Below are 18,851 nucleotides of genomic sequence, written 5' to 3'. Positions count from 1 at the left end.
CCGCTTGCACCGGACGCGCTCCCCTCCCATATGCCGCCCATGAACGACCAACATCGCAGCACCATGCCGGTCTGGCATGGCACCACCATCATGTCCGTCCGCAAAAATGGCAAAGTCGTCGTCGCTGGCGATGGCCAGGTGTCGATGGGCCAGACCGTCATGAAGCCCAATGCGCGCAAGGTGCGCCGCCTGCATGACGGCTCCGTCATTGGCGGCTTTGCCGGCGCGACGGCGGACGCCTTCACCTTGTTCGAGCGGCTGGAGGCCAAGCTGGAGCGGCACAATGGGCAGTTGATGCGCTCGGCCGTCGAACTGGCCAAGGACTGGCGCACCGACAAATATCTGCGCAATCTGGAAGCGATGATGATCGTCGCGGATAAGGATGTGACGCTGATCCTGACCGGTAATGGCGACGTGCTGGAGCCGTTGAACGGCGTTGCGGCGATCGGATCGGGCGGCAATTTCGCATTGGCGGCGGCGCGGGCGCTGGTGGACTATGAGGCGGATGCCGAGGCGCTGGCGCGCAAAGCGATGGCCGTGGCGGCGGACATTTGCGTCTATACCAATGATCAACTGACCATCGAGACGCTGGATTCCGTCGCCTGATATTTCCTAGCCCTCTCCCGCCTTCGCGGGAGAGGGATGGGTGAGGGTCTTTCTTGATTGCAAGGATAAGACCTCACCGACTTCGCCTAGATCGCTTCGCGATCAAGTCTCCGTAGCCTCTCCCGCGAAAGCGGGAGAGGACAAGAAGAGATCGACATAGAGATGAACGACAATCTGACCCCCAAAGCCATCGTCGCGGCGCTTGATGCGCATATTATCGGCCAGAAGGATGCCAAGCGCGCTGTCGCGGTAGCGCTCCGCAACCGCTGGCGTCGGCAGCATTTGCCCGACGATCTGCGCGACGAGGTGACGCCCAAAAACATCCTGATGATCGGGCCGACGGGGTGCGGCAAGACCGAGATCAGCCGCCGCCTGGCAAAGCTGGCTGATGCGCCCTTCGTGAAGGTCGAGGCCACCAAGTTTACCGAGGTCGGCTATGTCGGCCGCGACGTCGAACAGATCGTGCGCGACTTGGTCGAGGAAGCGGTCCGGCTGGAGAAGGACCGCCGCCGCGAAGCGGTGCGCGAAGCGGCGTCAGAGGCGGCGATGAACCGTCTGCTCGACGCGCTTACGGGCAAGGAAGCGAGCGAGGCGACCCGCCTGTCCTTCCGCCAGCGGATCGAGCAGCATCAGATGAACGATGTCGAGGTCGAGGTGGAAATCGCCGACAGCCCGTCGATGCCAATGGATATTCCCGGCATGGGCGGTCAGATCGGCATGATCAACCTGTCCGACATGATGTCCAAGGCTCTAGGCCAGAATCAGAAGAAGCGCCGCAAGCTGCGTGTCGCCGATGCCTGGGACAAGTTGGTCGAAGAGGAGCAGGACAAGCGCCTCGACCAGGATGATGTCGCGCGCGTCGCCATCACCAGCGCCGAGCAGAATGGCATCGTTTTCCTGGACGAGATCGACAAGATCGCGGTCAGCGATGTGCGTGGCGGATCGGTCAGCCGCGAAGGCGTGCAGCGCGACCTGTTGCCGCTGATCGAGGGCACGACGGTCGCGACCAAATATGGCCCGCTCAAGACCGACCATATCCTGTTCATCGCGTCTGGCGCTTTCCATGTTGCAAAGCCCAGCGATCTGCTGCCCGAATTGCAGGGGCGCTTGCCGATCCGGGTCGAGTTGCAGGCGCTGACCGAGGAGGATTTCGTCGCGATCCTGTCGGACACCAAGGCGAGCCTGGTGGCGCAATATCGCGCGCTGTTGGCGACCGAGGGCGTGACCATCGACCTGACGCCCGAAGGCATCCGCGCGGTGGCGCGGATCGCGGCCGAAGTGAATGGCGAGGTCGAGAATATCGGCGCCCGCCGCCTGCAGACAGTGATGGAAAAGCTGCTGGAGGATGTGAGCTTCGAGGCGGAGGATCGGCGCGGTGAAACGCTGGTCGTGGATGCCGCCTATGTCGAAAAGCAGTTGGATGCGATCGCGCGCGACACCGACCTTAGCCGCTACGTGCTGTGATCCATAGGCAGCCGACCGATCCCTTGCGGATCGGTCGGCTGCCTGATCGCGATCAGTTCATCGCCAGGATCATGTTGCGCACCTGGGGATAGACCTGGCTTTCCCATTTGCTGCCGGAAAAGACGCCATAATGGCCGACGCCGGGTTGGAGATGGTGGCGTTTGAGATGCGGGCGCAAGCCTGTGCATAGGCCATGCGCCGCTGACGTCTGTCCTACGGCGCAGACATCATCCTTTTCGCCTTCGACGGTGAGCAAGGCGGTGTGACGAATGGCGCCCGGCTTGACCAGGCGGCCCCGGTGCATCAGTTCGCCCTTGGCGAGCGAGGCTTTCTGGAACACCAGATCGACGGTTTCGATGTAGAATTCGCGGGTCATGTCGAGGACCGCGAAATATTCCTCGTAGAAATTCTTGATCTTGTCGGCTTCGACCGTCTTGCCGTCGGCCAATAGCTGATAGAGTTCGCGATGCTGCGCGCCATGGCGCTCCATGTTCATCGCCATGAAGGCGGCAAGCTGGATGAAGCCGGGATAGACCTCCCGCCCGTGCCCCGCATAGCGGAACGGCACGACCGAAATCAGATTCTTCTCGAACCAATCGATCGGCTTTTCATTGGCCAGATCATTGACCGCCGTCGGCGCGGCATTGGGATCGATCGGCCCACCCATCAGCGTCATCGACCGGGGCGTCGCCGCATCCTTGTCTTCCGCCATCAACGCCACGGCGGCGAGCGCCGGAACGCAGGGCTGGCATACCGACACCATATGCGCGCCAGGCCCCATATGCTGGAAGAATCGGATCACATAGTCGACATAATCCTCGAACCCGAAGCGCCCGGCGGACAGCGGCACGTCGCGGGCGTTCTTCCAGTCGGTGATATAGACATCATGATCGCGCAGCAGGGTTTCGACCGTGCTGCGCAACAGGGTGGAGAAATGGCCGGACATGGGCGCGACTACCAGAACCTTGGGCTGAGCCGCATCGACCTCGTCCTTGACGAAGTGGAGCAGGTCGCCGAACGGCAGATCCAGAGCTACTTCTTCACGAACGCTCACCTGTGCGTTGCCGCTGGTAACAGTGCCAATATCATAGGCGGGGCGTTTGTGCGTGAGCTTGGCGCCCTGGAACACATCCATCAGCGCGAACAGGCGGCGAGGCATCGCCCATTGCGCCATCGGTCCCATTCTGTCTCGCATGCCAAGCGCAATTTGCGCGCCAAAGCGCGCTGGCGCCAACATGTCGTTCCAGGCCTGATAACCGCTGTAGAGCATTCGCATAATCGCAATCTTGCCTTGTTACATCACCGCCAACGAATCGGTCTTATCATGTAACGCTATACAATCTTTTTATGTTGCGCCGCATCATCATAAATGGGAGGTTCTTGTCAGCGGGAGGGATTGCCATGGCTATCGCGGAACTCACTTTATCCAGCAAAAATTATTCCTCCTGGTCGCTGCGCGGCTGGCTGTTGTGCCGGATTGCCGGGCTGCATGTCCAAGAAAAAATGATCGCGCTGAATGATCCGGAGAATCGCGCGGAACTGCTGTTGCTGTCTCCGTCGGTGCTGGTCCCGCGCCTGACCCATGAGGGAGCGAGCGTGTGGGATACGCTGGCGATCGCCGAATATCTGCATGAACTCTATCCCGATGCGGGCATGTATCCCGCCGACCGCATCGCCCGCGCCCATTGCCGGTCGGTGTCGGGGGAAATTCATTCGGGCTTTGCTAACCTGCGCTCCGCCCTGCCGATGAACCTCAAGGTCCGGCATGCCCGCTTCCCCATTTTCTCCGGGGCGAAGCCGGACATTGAGCGGATCGAAGCAATCTGGGCGGAATGTCTGGACAATTATGGCGGCCCCTGGCTGTTCGGCGACAAGCCCACCGTGGCGGACGCTATGTTCGCACCCGTCGCCGAACGCTTCCTGACCTATGCCGTGCCGGTGTCGGATACCGCCGCCGCCTATTGTCAGACGATCAATGGCTGGCCGTTGATGCGCGAATGGATCGACGAAGCGAGGATCGAGCCGGACGAGGTCGAGGAACTGGATATCGAATTCTGACACGCCCTTCCCCCTGCGGTGGCATGGGGATAGAAGCGGGTCATGACGATACGCACGCTTGGCCTGGCTCTGGCCCTCACTGCCGCCCTTCCCGCCTCTCTCGCTGCGCAGACGACCGACCCGCAGCAATTGGCCCACTCCGTCAGCACGCTGGCATCGGACCTGTTCGAAGGGCGCGCGCCGGGCACGATTGGGGAGGAGCGGACGATCAGCTATCTGGTCGGCCGGTTTCAGGCTTTGGGGCTGGAGCCAGGTGGCCCCGATGGCCAATGGGTGCAAAGCGTGCCCCTGCTCCACACCCGTCTTGGCAAGGCGGAGAGGCTGGGCGTCGCGCAGGGCGGCGTCACGACGGACTGGACCGTTGGCAGCCACGTCTATCTGTCCACCCTCCAGCCCAAGGACAAGGTTGCGGTGGAGGCCGCGCCGTTGGTGTTCGTGGGCTATGGCGTCTCCGCACCGGAACGTGGCTGGGATGATTATAAGGGCGTGGACCTCAAGGGGAAGGTCGCGGTCTTCCTGATCAACGACCCCGATTTCGAAGCGACCAAAGGCGAGGATGCGTTCGGCGCGTTCGGTGGGCGCGCCATGACCTATTATGGCCGTTGGACCTACAAGTTCGAGGAAGCCGCGCGGCGCGGGGCGATCGGCGCGCTGATCGTGCATGACACGCCCGGCGCGGGCTATGGCTGGAATGTGGTGGTCAGCCCCGGTGGCGAAAATTACGATCTGGTTCGTCCGGCCGACAAGTTGACCAGCCTGGCGGTACAGGGCTGGGTCGAGGGAGATGCCGCCAAGGCCTTGTTCACTGGCGCAAGCCTCGATCTGGCTACGCTGCGCAAGCAGGCGCGCAGCAAGGCGTTCCGGCCGGTGGAACTGACCGGGGCGCGTTTTTCCGCTGCCTTTCCGGTGACGCAGGAAGTGGTGCAAAGCGCCAATGTCCTGGCGCGCATTCCCGGCACCAAGCGGCCGGACGAAACAGTGATGTATGGCGCGCATTGGGACGCCTATGGCAAGGGCGCGCCCGACGCCCAGGGGCGCATCTATCGCGCCGGGGCCAATGACGATGCGCTCGGCATTGCAGGTCTGTTGGAAATTGCGCGCGCGTTCAAGGCTGGCCCTGCCCCCGATCGTTCGGTCCTGTTCGCGGCGTGGACGGCGGAGGAGCGCGGGCTGCTCGGCTCCGAACATTATGCCCAGAACCCAGTCTGGCCCCTGGACAGCACCGTTGCCAATCTGACCCTCGACATCCTCCAAACCGCTGGCAAGGCAAAGGACGTCATTCTGGTCGGCAAGGGGCAAAGCACGTTGGAGGATGATCTGGCGAAAGTCGCTGCTGCCCAAGGCCGTGTCGTCACGCAGGAAAGTCTGCCCGAACGCGGCCTTTTCTATCGGGCAGACCATTTCTCAATGGCCAAGCAAGGCGTTCCCGTTTTGCTGCTGATGGGCATTGCCGGGGCGTCCGACCTGGTCGAAGGCGGCCGCGCGGCGGGGCAGGCCTGGGTCGATGCCTATACCGGCCAATGCTATCATCAGGCGTGCGACGCGATCGGCCCGGACTGGAAGCTGGATGGCGCGGCGCAGGATGTCGACTTGCTGCTGAACATCGGTCACGACCTCGCCACCTCCACCCGTTGGCCGCAATGGAAGCCGGGATCGGAATTCAAGGCGGTGCGAGACAAGAGCGCGGCGGCGCGCCGCTGACGCCGGAAGGCAGACTTTCCACACGATCCGGTCGCCGAAGCGCGGCCAATAAAAAAGGGCTTCTCCCGCGTGGGAGAAGCCCTTTTTGTTAGCTTAGAGTATCCGTGATGGTCAAGCGCATGCTGTGGTCCAGAGACGATCTGCCCTGAGTAGCGCATTTGCGGTGACGATGAGCTTTCGCATGATGGCTGTGATGGCGATTTTGGCGGGTTTTCCGGCAGCGATGAGCTGCTGGTATTTGGCCTTGAGGTTTGGATTGAATCGGGCGGCGACCAGAGCAGGCATGTAGAGAGCCTGTCGGACATTGGCCCTACCGCCGCGGATGAAGCTTTTGCCTTTCCATTGGCCGGACTGGCGCGCGACCGGGGCAAGTCCGGCGAGCGAGGCAGCCTGCTTGTTATCGAGCGATCCGAGTTCGGGCATGGTGGCGATGATCTGGTTGGCGGTGAGTGTGCCGAGGCCAGCGATGCTGGTGAGAATGTGGTGGCGCCGGACGAGCTTTTCATCTGCGGCAATGACGGCCGCGATTTCAGCGTCGAGCGCAGCGATGTGGCGAGCGATCTGTTCGAGCCGTTGGCTGCACTGGCGCTTAAGCAGCGTGACGGTGAGGTTCTTTTCGCGGTTTTTGAGCGCGGTGCGATCACGCACCAGACCATCGCGGGCGTTGACGAGTTCGGCCAGTTGGTTCTGCTGCGGGCTTCGGGCGGGCCTGACCGGGGGTTTCAGCGTCACCGCCATCCGTGCGAGCAGCCTGGCGTCGATGCGATCGGTCTTGGCGAGCGTGCCTGTCGCCTGAGCGAAGCGCCTTGCCCGTTCCGGGTTGAGCTTGACGCAGGGCATATGGCCGAGCGCGACCTCCAGCGCGCGGTGGTAGATGCCGGTAGCCTCATAGGCGATCCGCTCGACCTCCCATTGCCCGGCCCATGCGATCAGGGTCTTGTGGCCCTTGGTGGTGTTGGGGAACTGGCGCTCGATCCCGATGGGATGGACATAGCAGTCCAACGTCGCTTTGGAGATGTCGATGCCGATGGTTTGTGGTAGAGAGTTGCTCATCTTTTTCGCTGTCCCATGCTTGTCATCCGGGCCTTAAAAGCCCCGGTATCCGTTCGGGCCTGATGAAAAAGAAAGGGGCGATCCTACTCTAACCCGGTCCCTTCACGACCAGCGGTTTTGCGATCCGTCCCCTTCCGTCCGGTCCGGGGTGGCCACCCCGGACCGGACATCGCATCCTGACCCGAACGGACCACAAAGTCATAAGACAAGCGTGATGACTTTACTCAGAACCGTTCGTCCTGAGTAGCCATTGAGCGAAGTCGGAGTCGCAGACGACCGAAGGGCAAATGGCGTATCGAAGGATATAAGCGCAGCCGACCCTTCGATACGGGTCTTCGACAAGCTCAGCCCCTACTCAGGGCGAACGGAGTGATGCGACTTAAAGTCATCATGCTCTAGCCTGTTAGCCGATCAAGCGGCCAGCTTGCGCAGCACATATTGCAGGATACCGCCGTTCAGGAAATATTCCAGCTCGTTGATCGTGTCGATCCGGCACAGCGCAGTGAAAGTGAAGGTCGAACCGTCGGCGCGCTTGACGATAACGTCCACGTCCTGGCGCGGCTTGAGGCCCGCGACATTCTGGATGGTGAAGGTTTCATCGCCGGTCAGGCCCAGCGTGTCCTTGCTCTCGCCGTCCTTGAACTGGAGCGGCAGCACGCCCATGCCGACCAGGTTCGAGCGGTGGATACGCTCGAAGCTCTCGACGATGACCGAGCGGACGCCCAGCAGGTTGGTGCCCTTGGCCGCCCAGTCGCGCGACGAGCCGGTGCCATATTCCTTGCCGCCGATGACGACCAGCGGCGTGCCGTCGGCCTTATGCTTCATCGCCGCGTCATAGATGGGCATGACTTCGCCTTCATAGCGGGTTATGCCGCCTTCGACGCCGTCCAGCATCTGGTTCTTGATGCGGATATTGGCGAAGGTGCCGCGCATCATGACTTCATGATGGCCACGGCGCGCGCCATAGCTGTTGAAGTCGGCCTGCGCGACCTGATGCTCGCTGAGCCACTGGCCGGCCGGGCTGGATGCCTTGATCGAACCGGCGGGCGAGATGTGGTCGGTGGTGATCGAATCGCCGAAGATCGCCAAGGGCTTCGCTTCGATGATGTCGTTGACCGGTGCTGGGGTCATGCTCAACCCTTCGAAATAGGGCGGGTTGGCGACATAGGTGGAGCCTGCGCGCCAGCTATAGGTGTCCGATCCGGTCACGTCGATCGCCTGCCAGTGGGCATCGCCCTTATAGACATTTTCATAGCGCGCCTGGAACATCGCACGGTCCATGCAGCCTGCCATGGTCGAGGCGACCTCGGCATTGGTGGGCCAGATGTCCTTGAGATAGACGTCGTTACCCGCCGTGCTGACGCCGATCGGCGTGGTGATGAAGTCTTCGATCACCGTGCCCTTGAGCGCATAAGCCACGACCAGCGGCGGGCTGGCGAGGAAGTTGGCGCGCACGTCGGGCGACACGCGGCCTTCGAAGTTGCGGTTGCCCGAAATGACGGCAGCCGCGACCAGGCCGTTTTCGTTGATCGCCGCGCTGATCGCAGGGGCGAGAGGCCCGGAATTGCCGATGCAGGTGGTGCAACCATAGCCCACGAGGTTGAAGCCGATCGCGTCCAGATGCTCCTGGAGGCCTGCCTTGTTGAAATAGTCGGTGACGACTTGGCTGCCGGGGGCCAGCGAGGTCTTGACCCAGGGCTTGGGCTTGAGGCCGAGTTCGTTCGCCTTCTTGGCGACGAGGCCCGCCGCGACCATGACGCCGGGGTTCGACGTGTTGGTGCAGCTGGTGATCGCAGCAATGGTGACGTCGCCGTCGCCAATGTCGAAATCCTCGCCTTCGACCGGAACGCGCTGCTGCGCCTTCTTGTAGACATTGGCGAGGTCGGCGTTGAACACGTCATCGACTTGCGGCAGCGAGACGCGATCCTGCGGGCGCTTGGGACCGGCGAGGCTGGGGACGACCGTCGACAGGTCCAGTTCCAGCGTGTCGGTGAAGACCAGATCGGCGGCGGGGTCGATCCAGAAGCCCTGCTGCTTGGCATAGGCTTCGACCAGCGCGAGATTTTCGTCGCTGCGGCCGGTCAGGCGCATATAGTCGATCGTCTTGTCGTCGATGCCGAAGAAGCCGCAGGTCGCGCCATATTCCGGTGCCATATTGGCGAGCGTCGCACGGTCGGCGAGGCTGAGCGAGGCCAGGCCGGGGCCGAAATATTCCACGAACCGGCCGACCACGCCCTTCTTGCGCAGCATTTCGGTGCAGGTCAGCACCAGATCCGTGGCGGTCACGCCTTCGTTCATCGTGCCGACCAGCTTGAAGCCGACGACTTCGGGGATGAGCATGGAGACGGGCTGGCCCAGCATCGCCGCTTCCGCCTCGATCCCGCCGACGCCCCAGCCGAGTACGCCCAGGCCGTTGACCATCGTGGTGTGGCTGTCGGTGCCGACGCAGGTGTCGGGATAGGCGACCATATTGCCATCGGCATCTTCGCTCGACCAGACGGCCTGGGCAATATTTTCCAGGTTGACCTGATGGCAGATGCCGGTGCCGGGGGGCACGGCGTAGAAATTGTTGAGCGACTTGCTGCCCCATTTCAGGAAGTCGTAGCGCTCCATATTGCGCTGATATTCGATTTCGACATTCTGTTCGAACGCCTTGGGCGTGCCGAACTCATCGACCATGACCGAGTGGTCGATGACGAGATGGACGGGCACCTGCGGGTTGATCTTGCTGGCGTCCGCGCCGAGCGCGTTCATCGCGTCGCGCATCGCGGCCAGATCGACGACGCATGGTACGCCGGTGAAATCCTGAAGCAGCACGCGCGCGGGGCGATACTGGATCTCGCGCTGGGCCTTGCCCTTGTCATTCTGCCAGTCGACGATCGCCTGGATGTCCTCGACCGTCACGGTGACGCCATCTTCGAAACGGAGCAGGTTTTCGAGCAGCACCTTCATCGAGAAAGGCAGTCGCGAAACGTCTCCAAGTTTAGCGGCGGCCTTTTCGAGCGAATAAAAAGCGATGTCCTTGCCGTCGACATTCAAAATGTCGCGGGTGCCGAGCGTGTCCTGTCCGATGGCGGTCATAAGTTGTGCGTCTCCTCGCAAATGCCGCGGCCATGCGGAGGCAAGATGACGCTTTCCACCCGTCTCTCGCCGACCGGCCCGATGGTCCGGGCAGCAAGGTGGAGGGATGCGCCCCAACCGTCGGCCGAAGCGGGTATGTCCCGATGTTGCAGCGCCATACAGACTGCCGCGCCCAAGTCAAATGGACAAAGCAACCGTTGCACCTTTGGAGGAGGCGCATTTTTTGCGCTTGTCTGACCAAAGCGGGAAAGAACCGCCTATAATGACGTTAGTGCGAGACAATGGGGGATTTTCCACATGCACCCTTCCCAAGTCCTGCCGACCCGCGACATGATCGCCGTCTATCGCCCAGGTGGCGTTATGCACTGTCCCGATTGCGGGCAGAGCCAATGGCTGATCGGTCGGGTGATGGCGGAATGCGCCTGTTGCGAAGCCGCCCTGCCGCTGGACCTGGGCTATCGGGCGTGGCTCGACATCACCAACGCCCCGCCCCGATCCCTGCGCCTCTGATCAACGGGCCTTTTCGGCCGCAATCCACCCGTCGATCTGGCTTTCCAGCACGGTCAGCGGCACCGCGCCTTGGGCCAGAACCGCGTCATGGAAGCGGCGCAGGTCGAACTTTGCGCCCAAGGCCGCTTCGGCCTTCGTCCGCAACGCCCTGATCCTGATTTCGCCGAGCTTGTAGCCCAGCGCCTGGCCCGGCCAACTGATATAGCGATTAACCTCCGCATCGATATTGGCGGCGGACAGCGCGCTGTTGTCGGCCATGAAGGCAACGGCGCGTGCCTTGTCCCAGCCCTTGGCGTGGAGGCCAGTATCGACCACCAGACGGCAGGCGCGCCACATTTCGTAGGACAGGCGGCCCATCATTTTTTCGGGCGTGTCGTAGAGACCCATCTCCTCACCCAGAAATTCGGTGTAGAGCGCCCATCCTTCGACATAGGCGGTGAAACCCGCGAGATATTTGCGGAAGGGCGGGAGCGGCAATTCCTGTTGCAGGGCGATCTGGTTATGATGGCCCGGCACCGCCTCATGCGCGGTGAGCGCTGGCAGTTCCCAGAAAGGGCGCTGGTCCAGCCTGGACGTGTTGACGAAGTAAGTGCCCGCTATGCCGCTCTCCGGCGCACCGGGCATATAATAAGCGGTGGTCGTGCCTTCCGCTTCGGCTTCTGGAATGGGTTTGAGGCCATAGGGCAGACGCGGCAGGGTGTTGAAATAGCGTGGCAGCAGGCCGTCGATCGCCTTCGCCTGACGCGCGGCGACCTGGAGCAGTTCTTCCGGCGTCCTAGCATAATAGCGAGGGTCGGTGCGCAGGTGCGCGATGAAGGCGGCGCGGGTGGGATAGCCGGCCTTGGTTGCTACTTCGTCCATGCGGGCACGGATGCGGGCGACTTCGGCCATGCCGATGGCGTGAATCTGATCGGGGGTCAGGTCGGTGGTGGTATGCGTCCGAACCCGGCTGGCATACCAGGCTTCGCCGCCCGGCAGGGTCGAGGCGCTGTCACTCTTGCGGCAGGCGGGTTGGTAATTTTTGACGAACAGGTCATGCCATTTGCCATATTCGGGCGTGATGACGTCGCGGATCAGCGCAATGGCGCGCACCTGCATCGCGGTCCAGTCGGCATCGCTGATCGTGCGGGGCTTAGGGCGGGTAAACGGCTCGTAGAAGCGGGTCGATTCCGGCTCGCCCGCCACGATGCCGCTGATGGTGGCCGCATAATTGCCGAGGACAGAGCAGGGCAGGACATAGCCGCCCTCGATCGCCTGACGGGTGATGGCGAGGGCGTCGCCATTTTGTTTCGGGTAGAGCGACAGGCGGGTGAGATAGCTGTCATAGTCGGCCCGGTCGTAGAAAGGCAGGCCATCGCCCATGCCTGCAAAACCCTGATGCCAGCCATAATAGGTGGTGAACAGCATCAGCCGTTCGGCCTGATACGCCTCCCCCGCTATGTCGTCACGGAGCATCCACAACAGCACGGCGCGGTTGACCCGATCGGAGGGATCGAGCGTCGTTTCGCCGATCGCTTCCAGCCGGGCCACGAAGGCTTGCTCGGCCTTGATCTGCGCAGTCCGAGCGGTGAGCGACAGATCGTAAATGCGGTCATCATAGGTGCGGACGCCACGCGCGGTGGCCTCGACCGGGTGGGTGGAGAGCCACCATGTCCAATGATCGTCCATGACCTGTGTCAGCGTGTCATGGGGCGTTTGGGCTTGGGCCAGAACCGGCGTGGCGACGGAGAGGAGAAGCAGAATGATCTTGCGCATGACGCAAGGGGATCGCGTGTCCCCGCTGCTTTGGCAAGGGGTTTCAGGCGGGCGCTACGCCATCGGCCTCGACAATATCGTCGCCCATATAAAAGCCCTGAACGCGCACCCGTTTTTCGACAAGATCGACGGGTACGCGGAGCAGGACAAGGCGGTAGGTGCCGCCTTGATCACGCCGGAGCAGAAAACCGGCGGCGTCGCGAACGAGCCGCCCGGTTTCATCTACGTCAGCGCCACTTTCTATCATGCGGTCAGTCTATCGCATCCTTGATGCCCTTGCCAGCCAGGATGCCGAGGACGAGGAACAGGACGAAGACGGCGAGCGCGATGAAGAAGAGGATTTTGGCGATGCCGACGAAGGTGCCAGCGGCACCGCCGAAGCCGAGAACCGCCAGCACAGCGGCGATGACGAGTGAGATGACTGCGAGTTTCAACATGATGATCCGTCCCTTTCGATGGAAATGCTATGATTTCCGAACGGATGACGGCGCACGGGGTTCCCGTCAGACCCAGCCTTCCAGCACTTGGTTGGGGGGACGGTGGCCATCGACCCAACTGCGGATATTGGCGATGACCCGCGCGCCGGTCGCATCGCGGCCTTCGAAGGTGGCCGATCCCATGTGGGGCAGCAATACGACATTGGCGAGGTCGAACAGGCGCGCATCGACCGCTGGCTCGTGGGTATAGACGTCGAGGCCTGCGCCAGCGATCCGCCCTTCGTCGAGCGCGACGATCAACGCGGCCTCGTCAGTGATTTCAGCGCGGGAGGTGTTGATGAGATAGGCGTCGGGGCGCATGAGGGAGATCCGCCGCACATCGATCAGCCCGCGACTGTCGGCATTGAGCGGACAGTGGATCGAGATGATGTCGCAAGCGGCGAGCAGGGCATCGACATCGCCCACCCATTCCGCTTCCAGTTCCTGCTCCACCTCGAACGGGAGGCGGTGGCGGTTATGATAAGCGATCGACAGGCCGAAGGCGCGGGCGCGGCGGGCAACCGCGCGACCGATGCGGCCCATGCCGATGATGCCGAGTTTCTTGCCGCCGATGCGGTGACCGAGCATCCCCGACGGGCTCCAGCCGCGCCACTGACCGGACCGGACCAGCTTTTCCCCTTCCGCCAGGCGGCGGGGCACGGACAGGATCAGCGCCATGGTCATGTCGGCGGTGTCTTCGGTCAGGACGCCCGGCGTGTTGGTGACGATGATCCGCTTCGCCTGGGCAGCGGCGAGGTCGATATGATCGACCCCGGCCCCGAAGCTGGCGATGAGCTGCAACCGCTCCGGCGCGCCGTTCAGCAAAGCGGCGTCGATCGTATCGTTGATGGTCGGCACCAGCACATCGCACTGCGCCATGGCGCGGGCCAGTTCAGTGCGGCTCATCGGGGCATCGCCGACATTGAAGCTGGCGTCGAACAGTTCGGCCATGCGCGCCTCCACATTGGGCGGCAGGCGGCGCGTGACGATGACGCGCGGCTTGGCAGGGCGCAGTTTCTTGGCCATGGCCCTGCCGCTATGCCCGCCTGCGGCGTCGGTCAAGCGGTTATGCGGGAATGACTGTCGCGATGGCGCGCGGCGGGCTAAGGGACGATCATGGGTGACATGGGAAATGGGTCTGGAATGAAGCTGTTGATGCGGGGCGCTGGTGTGGCGATGGCGCTGGCTATGACGACGGCGAGTATCGCCGCGCCGGGCAAGCCGGTGCCCTATTGGGCGTCGATCGCGCAGGATGAGGCGCGGATGCGCGTGGGGCCGAGCCTGGATTACCCGTCCAACTGGGTCTATCGCCGCCGCGACCTACCGGTGAAGGTCGTGCAGGTGCTGGGACTGTGGCGCAAGGTGCAAGACCCGGACGGCGCGCAAGGGTGGATGCATGTGCGCCTACTGAGCGATACCGCGACCGGCATCGTCAAGGCAGAGGTCGCGCCGCTGCGGCAATCGGCGAGCGATGGCGCGCGGACATTGTTCCGGGCGGAGCGCGGCGTGGTGGGGCGGCTGTCCGACTGTTCGGGCGGCTGGTGCAGTTTCGACGTGCGCGGGCAGCGCGGCTATGTGAGGGCCAGCGACGTGTGGGGCGCGACCGACCAATAGGATCGGACGCGCTTAACTTCGCATATTTCCCGCAAATCTTGAAATTTTCATATAGAATCCCGTAACTTTGTAACAATGCGTGGCCGGGCTGCACTGTGACATTGCCAGCCCCAAGATGGCGAAAACCCGGCCTGTAGGACAGCAATATTTGCTGCGTCACCAGGCATAGGCTTTGGGCAACGCCCCTTCCTCCGGTGTCGCATAGCGGTCGCGCAATTTGGTCTGGCGGTTGTCGAGCGGCTGGGCGATGCCGTCGATCCAGACGGCGAGCGGGGCGGAGGTCATTTCCAGCGGGTCGCCGTCCCATAGCACGACATCCCCTGCCCGTCCGGCCTTGAGCGACCCGATACGATCGCCCAGGCCCATGGCTTCCGCTGGCGCAGAGCTGATGGTGCGGAGCGCCTGGCCCCAGCTCAATCCGGTCGCGCCGGGCACCTTGTTCAGTGCGACCATATTGCCCGCCTGCTGCGTGGCGAGGCGCAGTTGCAGCCCTTCGTCGCGGTCCATCAGGCCCATCGAGACGGCGACGCCCGCCTTGACCATGCGGCCGACATTGCTCTGGGTGGCGGCGAGCTTTTCGAAGCTGGAGGGGAGATCGTCAAGGCCGCCCGCGATCACCGGCACCTTGGCGGCAGCGATTTGCGGCGCTACCATCCAGCCTTCGGCAGCGCCCGCCAGGATCAGTTTGAGCGCGGGAAAATCCTGTCTGAGCGCAAGGACGGCAAGGATGTCGCGTGCGCTTTCGACATGGACCATCAGCGGCATGGCGCCAGTGACGACCGGGACCAAGGCTTCGGCGTCGATGCGGTTCAGAAGCGCGTCCTTGGAACGGCCGTCATAGCTGGCGGGGGCTTTGGCAAACTCCTGGGCTTCGCGCAGCATCGTCTTGAAGGTCAGGATCGCGGCAGGGCGGCTGCCACCGGCATCCTTGGCCCCCTCCTCGCCCATTTCGACATATTGGAAGGCGCGTGGCTTGGTGATCGGGTTCATGTCTGCGCCGAGGTCCACGACCGCGCCTTGCCCGGCGAAAATGCCGGTGCCGGTCGAGGGGACGACGACGGCGCGGGTGATGCCCGCCGTGCGGCTGATCGCGACCGGGTTGGCGAGCGGGTTGATCGCGGGGGCGACGTCGATCGCGGCGGAGAAAGGCGAGCGGGCGCTGGCGTCGTTGGTTTCGTTGACGGCCGGGACTTCGACCAGGCCGACGCGGGAGAAGCCGGAGACGAGGCCCGGCGTCACCCATTTGCCAGCGGCGTCGATGGTTTTCGTGCCGGGTGGGATGGCGATGCCTGCGCCCGCTGCGGTCACCTTGCCGGCGGTGATGACGACCGTGCCGTTACGGATCGGTTCGGAGCCGTCACCGATGGCGAGGGTTGCGCCGGTGATGGCGAGGGATTGGGCGAGAGCCGGGGTGGAGAGCAGCGCCAAGGCGGCAATCCCTGCCGCCGTTCGGTTCGAACAGCTTCGGGCGAAGTCGAGAAGCGTCAGTCGAGAACTGCGCCAAGACACGGTTCTCGACAAGCTCGAACTGAACGGAGTTTTGGGGGTGCGCTTACTCATTTCACGTCTCCCGCGCCGATCTGGCCGACTTCGAAGTCGCTGACCGGGCGCAATTTGGGGTTGGCGCTGTCGTAGAGCAGCGCGCCGTCGATCCAGACTTTGTCCGGCCGGGTGTAAGTGCTGAACGGATTGCCGTTCCACAGCACGACATCGGCCATCTTGCCGACTTTGAGGCTGCCGGTCTGGTCGCTGATGCCCATGGCCCGCGCGGGATTGATGGCGAGCCAGGTCCAGGCGATTTCGTCGGGGATGTCTATGCCCATGCGGCGACCCGCGCCCAGGGCCTTGGCGGCTTCCTGGTTCAAGCGCTGGATGCCGTTGTCATCGTCGCTATGGACGATGGTGCAGGCACCGGCGCGATGGACGAGCGGGATATTCTCCTTGATGCCGTCATAGGCTTCCATCTTGAAGCCATACCAGTCGCCCCACAGCGCCGAGCAGACGCCATTGTCGCGCAGCAGGTCAGCGATCTTATAGGCTTCGACCGCGTGGTGGAAGGCGGTGACACGATAGCCGAATTCCTTGCCCATATCGATGACATTGGCCATTTCGTCGGCGCGGTAGCAGTGGTTGTGGACGAGGATCTTGCCCTCCAGCACGTCGGCCAGCGTTTCCATGCCGAGATCGCGGGACTGATCCTTTCCGGCGGCGCGCTTCTTCTGATAATCGCGCGCCTTGATCCAGGTGGCGCGGTTGACCGCCATATTGCCCATGCGGGTCGAGGGTTCGCGCCCCTTGCTGCCATAGACGCGCTTGGGATTTTCGCCGCATGCCATTTTGAGGCCATGGGGCGCGCCGGGGAACTTCATGCCCTGCATGGTGCGGGCGGGGACGTTCTTGAGCGTGACGCTGCGGCCGCCGAACAGGTTGGCCGAGCCGGGGAGGATTTGCAGGCTTGTGACACCGCCATTGGCGAGCGCGCGGCTGAAGCCTGCGTCCTGTGGCCAGATGCTATGTTCGGCCCAGACATGGGCGGTGACGGGCGCGGTGGCTTCATTGCCGTCGGAATGGGCATCGACGCCGGGCGAGGGATAGTTGCCGAGATGGCTGTGAATGTCGATGACGCCGGGGGTGACATATTTGCCGGTGCCGTCGAACACCGCGATATCGGCGGGGATCGGCGTGTCCGCGCCGCCGATCGCCGTGATTTTCCCGTCCAACAGGAAAATCACGCCATTGTCGATGCGGCCGCCCTCCCCGTCGAAGATGGTCGCGCCGCGAATGGCGGTGGCGGTGCCGGGATAGGCTTTGTAGGTGGACGGATAAGGGTTTTCGGGTTCGGCCGAGCTGCCTTGGGTGGCGGCCGGGGCATCCTTGTCTTTCTTCGCGCCGGCGGGACTGGCTACTCCGGCCAGCAGGGCGGCGATCAGCAACGGCGTTGCGCTTTTTCTCATGGCTTATTCTCCGAAGCGATCAGGTCGAGATGCATCAGGCGTTTGATATAGGGCGAGACGAGCAGGACGAGGCCGCCCACCACGATCGCGAACCAGCCGATGCGGCTATACACGTCCAGCACCTGGGTCACCCCGCCTGCATCGCCGCTGCCGGTCGCGCGGGCGATGAGGCCAGCGATGAAATTGCCCGCCGCCATGGCGAGGAACCAGGTGCCCATGACGAGGCCGACCATGCTGGGGACCGACAGGCGCGTCATTGCCGACAGGCCAACGGGCGAGAAGCAGAGTTCGGCCATGGTGTGGAAGAGGTAGATGAGGAAGACGAACAGGACGGGCGTGAGATTTTCGCCTGCCATCGCCGCGCCCGCCACGAGCACCAGGAAGCCCGCGCCGCACAGGATGAGGCCGATACCAAATTTGGCGGGGGATGACGGTTCGAGGCGGCGCTTGTCGAGGATGGTCCACAGCACCGCGAACAAAGGCGCGAGCAGGATGATGAAGACCGAATTGACCGACTGGAACATGGAAGCGGGGACTTCCCAGCCGAAGAGGACGCGATCGACATTGCGGTCGGTGAAGATGTTGAGCGAGGAGCCGGTCTGTTCGAACAACCCCCAGAAGAGCGGGTTGAGCGCGATCAGAAACAGCGCGGCGAACATGCGGTCGCGATCGACCTTGCCCAGCGTCTTCATCGTGCGCCAGACGATGTAGAGGACGGTCAGCGCAGCAAAGCCGAGCAGCGCATAGCCCAGCAATTCGGCATAGCGGATCACCAGCCAGATGGCGACGACACCGAGCGCTGCGCCGAGATAGATGGTCCATTCCTGGCTGAGGCCTGCCGCCACGGGCGCGCGCAACTGGGCGGGTGCGGGTGGTTCGCCTTTGCCCAGCAGCCAGGGTTTGAGCCAGACGAACATGACAAGGCCAAGCAGCATGCCGACACCCGCCGCGCCGAAGCCCCAGCTCCAGCCATAGAGTTCGCCGAGCAGGCCGCAGATGATCGGCCCCATCATCCCGCCGACATTGATGCCCATGTAGAAGATGGAGAAGGCCGGATCGCGGCGCGCGTCGTCGCGGGGGTAGAGTTCACCCACCAGCACCGAGATATTAGCCTTGAGGAAGCCGGTGCCGACGATGATGCTGGCAAGCGCGAGGTAGAAGCCGTTGAGGTAGAAGCCGTCCTGGCCCCCCGGCCCTTCGGTGATGGCGATCAGGAAATGGCCGATGGCGATGAAGACGCCGCCCACCAGCACTGCTTTGCGTGGGCCGAGGAACCGGTCGGCGAGATAGCCGCCGATGACCGGGGTGATATAGACCAGCGAGGTATAGGCCCCGTAGAGCAGATAGGCGCGGTCCTCGCCGAAGAGGAAATGTTTGGTGAGGTAGAAGATCAGGATTGCGCGCATGCCATAGTAGGAAAAACGCTCCCACATTTCGGCGAAGAATAAGAGGAACAGGCCGCGCGGATGGCCGAGCCAGGTCTTGCCCGCTGCCTCCACGCCAGGAATCGAGGTCGCCATCGGGAACCCTTGTCATATTGTTTGACCGGCCCGCCGAACGGGGCCGAATGATGGCCAGA

The 18,851-nt window shown here is 63.1% G+C and carries 16 protein-coding genes; 6 read left to right on the top strand and 10 right to left on the bottom strand.

The genetic code is table 11. From position 1 onward, the window contains the following. Positions 1–39: 39 nt before the first annotated feature. A complete protein-coding gene (hslV, locus tag BSY17_RS17385; RefSeq protein ID WP_037479814.1) occupies positions 40–606 on the top strand; it encodes an ATP-dependent protease subunit HslV in 567 nt (188 codons plus the stop codon). Positions 607–768: 162 nt separating this feature from the next. Continuing rightward, a complete protein-coding gene (gene hslU, locus BSY17_RS17380; RefSeq protein WP_037479817.1) occupies positions 769–2,070 on the top strand; it encodes an ATP-dependent protease ATPase subunit HslU in 1,302 nt (433 codons plus the stop codon). 52 nt (positions 2,071–2,122) lie between these two features. Here the strand turns inward: hslU and BSY17_RS17375 are convergent, their stop codons facing one another. Then, positions 2,123–3,346 carry a polyhydroxyalkanoate depolymerase gene (locus BSY17_RS17375; RefSeq protein WP_069066393.1) on the bottom strand — a complete coding sequence of 408 codons (1,224 nt, stop codon included), beginning with the start codon at positions 3,344–3,346 and terminating at the stop codon, positions 2,123–2,125. 125 nt (positions 3,347–3,471) lie between these two features. On the opposite strand from BSY17_RS17375, the gene BSY17_RS17370 reads away from it, so the two are divergent. Then, positions 3,472–4,128, top strand: coding sequence for a glutathione S-transferase (locus BSY17_RS17370; RefSeq protein ID WP_069066392.1), 657 nt, complete (start codon positions 3,472–3,474; stop codon positions 4,126–4,128). A gap of 42 nt (positions 4,129–4,170) precedes the next feature. Continuing rightward, complete coding sequence (locus BSY17_RS17365) at positions 4,171–5,829, top strand: M28 family metallopeptidase (protein ID WP_069066391.1); 1,659 nt, start codon at positions 4,171–4,173, stop codon at positions 5,827–5,829. Between the two features lie 111 nt (positions 5,830–5,940). Here the strand turns inward: BSY17_RS17365 and BSY17_RS17360 are convergent, their stop codons facing one another. Beyond that, positions 5,941–6,882 carry an IS110 family transposase gene (locus BSY17_RS17360; protein ID WP_006966739.1) on the bottom strand — a complete coding sequence of 314 codons (942 nt, stop codon included), beginning with the start codon at positions 6,880–6,882 and terminating at the stop codon, positions 5,941–5,943. Positions 6,883–7,293: 411 nt separating this feature from the next. Further along, positions 7,294–9,963 (bottom strand): aconitate hydratase AcnA, encoded by a 2,670-nt coding sequence (acnA, locus tag BSY17_RS17355; RefSeq protein ID WP_069066390.1) that lies wholly within the window; start codon positions 9,961–9,963, stop codon positions 7,294–7,296. Between the two features lie 297 nt (positions 9,964–10,260). On the opposite strand from acnA, the gene BSY17_RS17350 reads away from it, so the two are divergent. Next, positions 10,261–10,473 (top strand): hypothetical protein, encoded by a 213-nt coding sequence (locus tag BSY17_RS17350; protein ID WP_069066389.1) that lies wholly within the window; start codon positions 10,261–10,263, stop codon positions 10,471–10,473. On the opposite strand, the gene BSY17_RS17345 is transcribed toward BSY17_RS17350, so the two are convergent. The 4 genes from BSY17_RS17345 to BSY17_RS17330 form a co-directional block, all read right to left on the bottom strand. Beyond that, on the bottom strand, positions 10,474–12,228 hold the full coding sequence (locus BSY17_RS17345; RefSeq protein ID WP_069066388.1) for a DUF885 domain-containing protein: 1,755 nt from the start codon (positions 12,226–12,228) through the stop codon (positions 10,474–10,476). A gap of 43 nt (positions 12,229–12,271) precedes the next feature. Continuing rightward, complete coding sequence (locus BSY17_RS21960; protein WP_069066387.1) at positions 12,272–12,475, bottom strand: DUF5818 domain-containing protein; 204 nt, start codon at positions 12,473–12,475, stop codon at positions 12,272–12,274. A 4-nt stretch (positions 12,476–12,479) separates the two neighbouring features. Then, positions 12,480–12,665, bottom strand: coding sequence for a DUF1328 domain-containing protein (locus tag BSY17_RS17335; protein ID WP_037480476.1), 186 nt, complete (start codon positions 12,663–12,665; stop codon positions 12,480–12,482). Positions 12,666–12,731: 66 nt separating this feature from the next. Further along, positions 12,732–13,730, bottom strand: coding sequence for a 2-hydroxyacid dehydrogenase (locus tag BSY17_RS17330; RefSeq protein ID WP_069066386.1), 999 nt, complete (start codon positions 13,728–13,730; stop codon positions 12,732–12,734). 90 nt (positions 13,731–13,820) lie between these two features. Here BSY17_RS17330 and BSY17_RS17325 point away from each other — a divergent pair, with 90 nt between their 5' ends. Then, positions 13,821–14,318 carry an SH3 domain-containing protein gene (locus BSY17_RS17325; RefSeq protein WP_069066385.1) on the top strand — a complete coding sequence of 166 codons (498 nt, stop codon included), beginning with the start codon at positions 13,821–13,823 and terminating at the stop codon, positions 14,316–14,318. Between the two features lie 156 nt (positions 14,319–14,474). Here BSY17_RS17325 and BSY17_RS17320 read toward each other — a convergent pair whose 3' ends face one another. From BSY17_RS17320 to BSY17_RS17310, 3 genes are read right to left on the bottom strand one after another with little or no spacing between them, the layout of a single operon-like run. Further along, positions 14,475–15,878, bottom strand: a complete 1,404-nt coding sequence (locus tag BSY17_RS17320; protein WP_237236371.1) for an amidohydrolase family protein — start codon at positions 15,876–15,878, stop codon at positions 14,475–14,477. Continuing rightward, on the bottom strand, positions 15,875–17,272 hold the full coding sequence (locus BSY17_RS17315) for an amidohydrolase (RefSeq protein WP_069066384.1): 1,398 nt from the start codon (positions 17,270–17,272) through the stop codon (positions 15,875–15,877). The genes BSY17_RS17320 and BSY17_RS17315 overlap by 4 nt, the downstream gene beginning before the upstream one ends. Continuing rightward, positions 17,269–18,792 (bottom strand): peptide MFS transporter, encoded by a 1,524-nt coding sequence (locus tag BSY17_RS17310; protein WP_069066383.1) that lies wholly within the window; start codon positions 18,790–18,792, stop codon positions 17,269–17,271. The genes BSY17_RS17315 and BSY17_RS17310 overlap by 4 nt, the downstream gene beginning before the upstream one ends. Between the last annotated feature and the right edge of the window lie 59 nt (positions 18,793–18,851).

It is taken from the genome of Sphingobium sp. RAC03, assembly GCF_001713415.1.
GTDB lineage: Bacteria > Pseudomonadota > Alphaproteobacteria > Sphingomonadales > Sphingomonadaceae > Sphingobium.
Note: the sequence above shows the minus strand (reverse complement) of the source record. Positions and strands in the feature narration are given on the sequence as shown.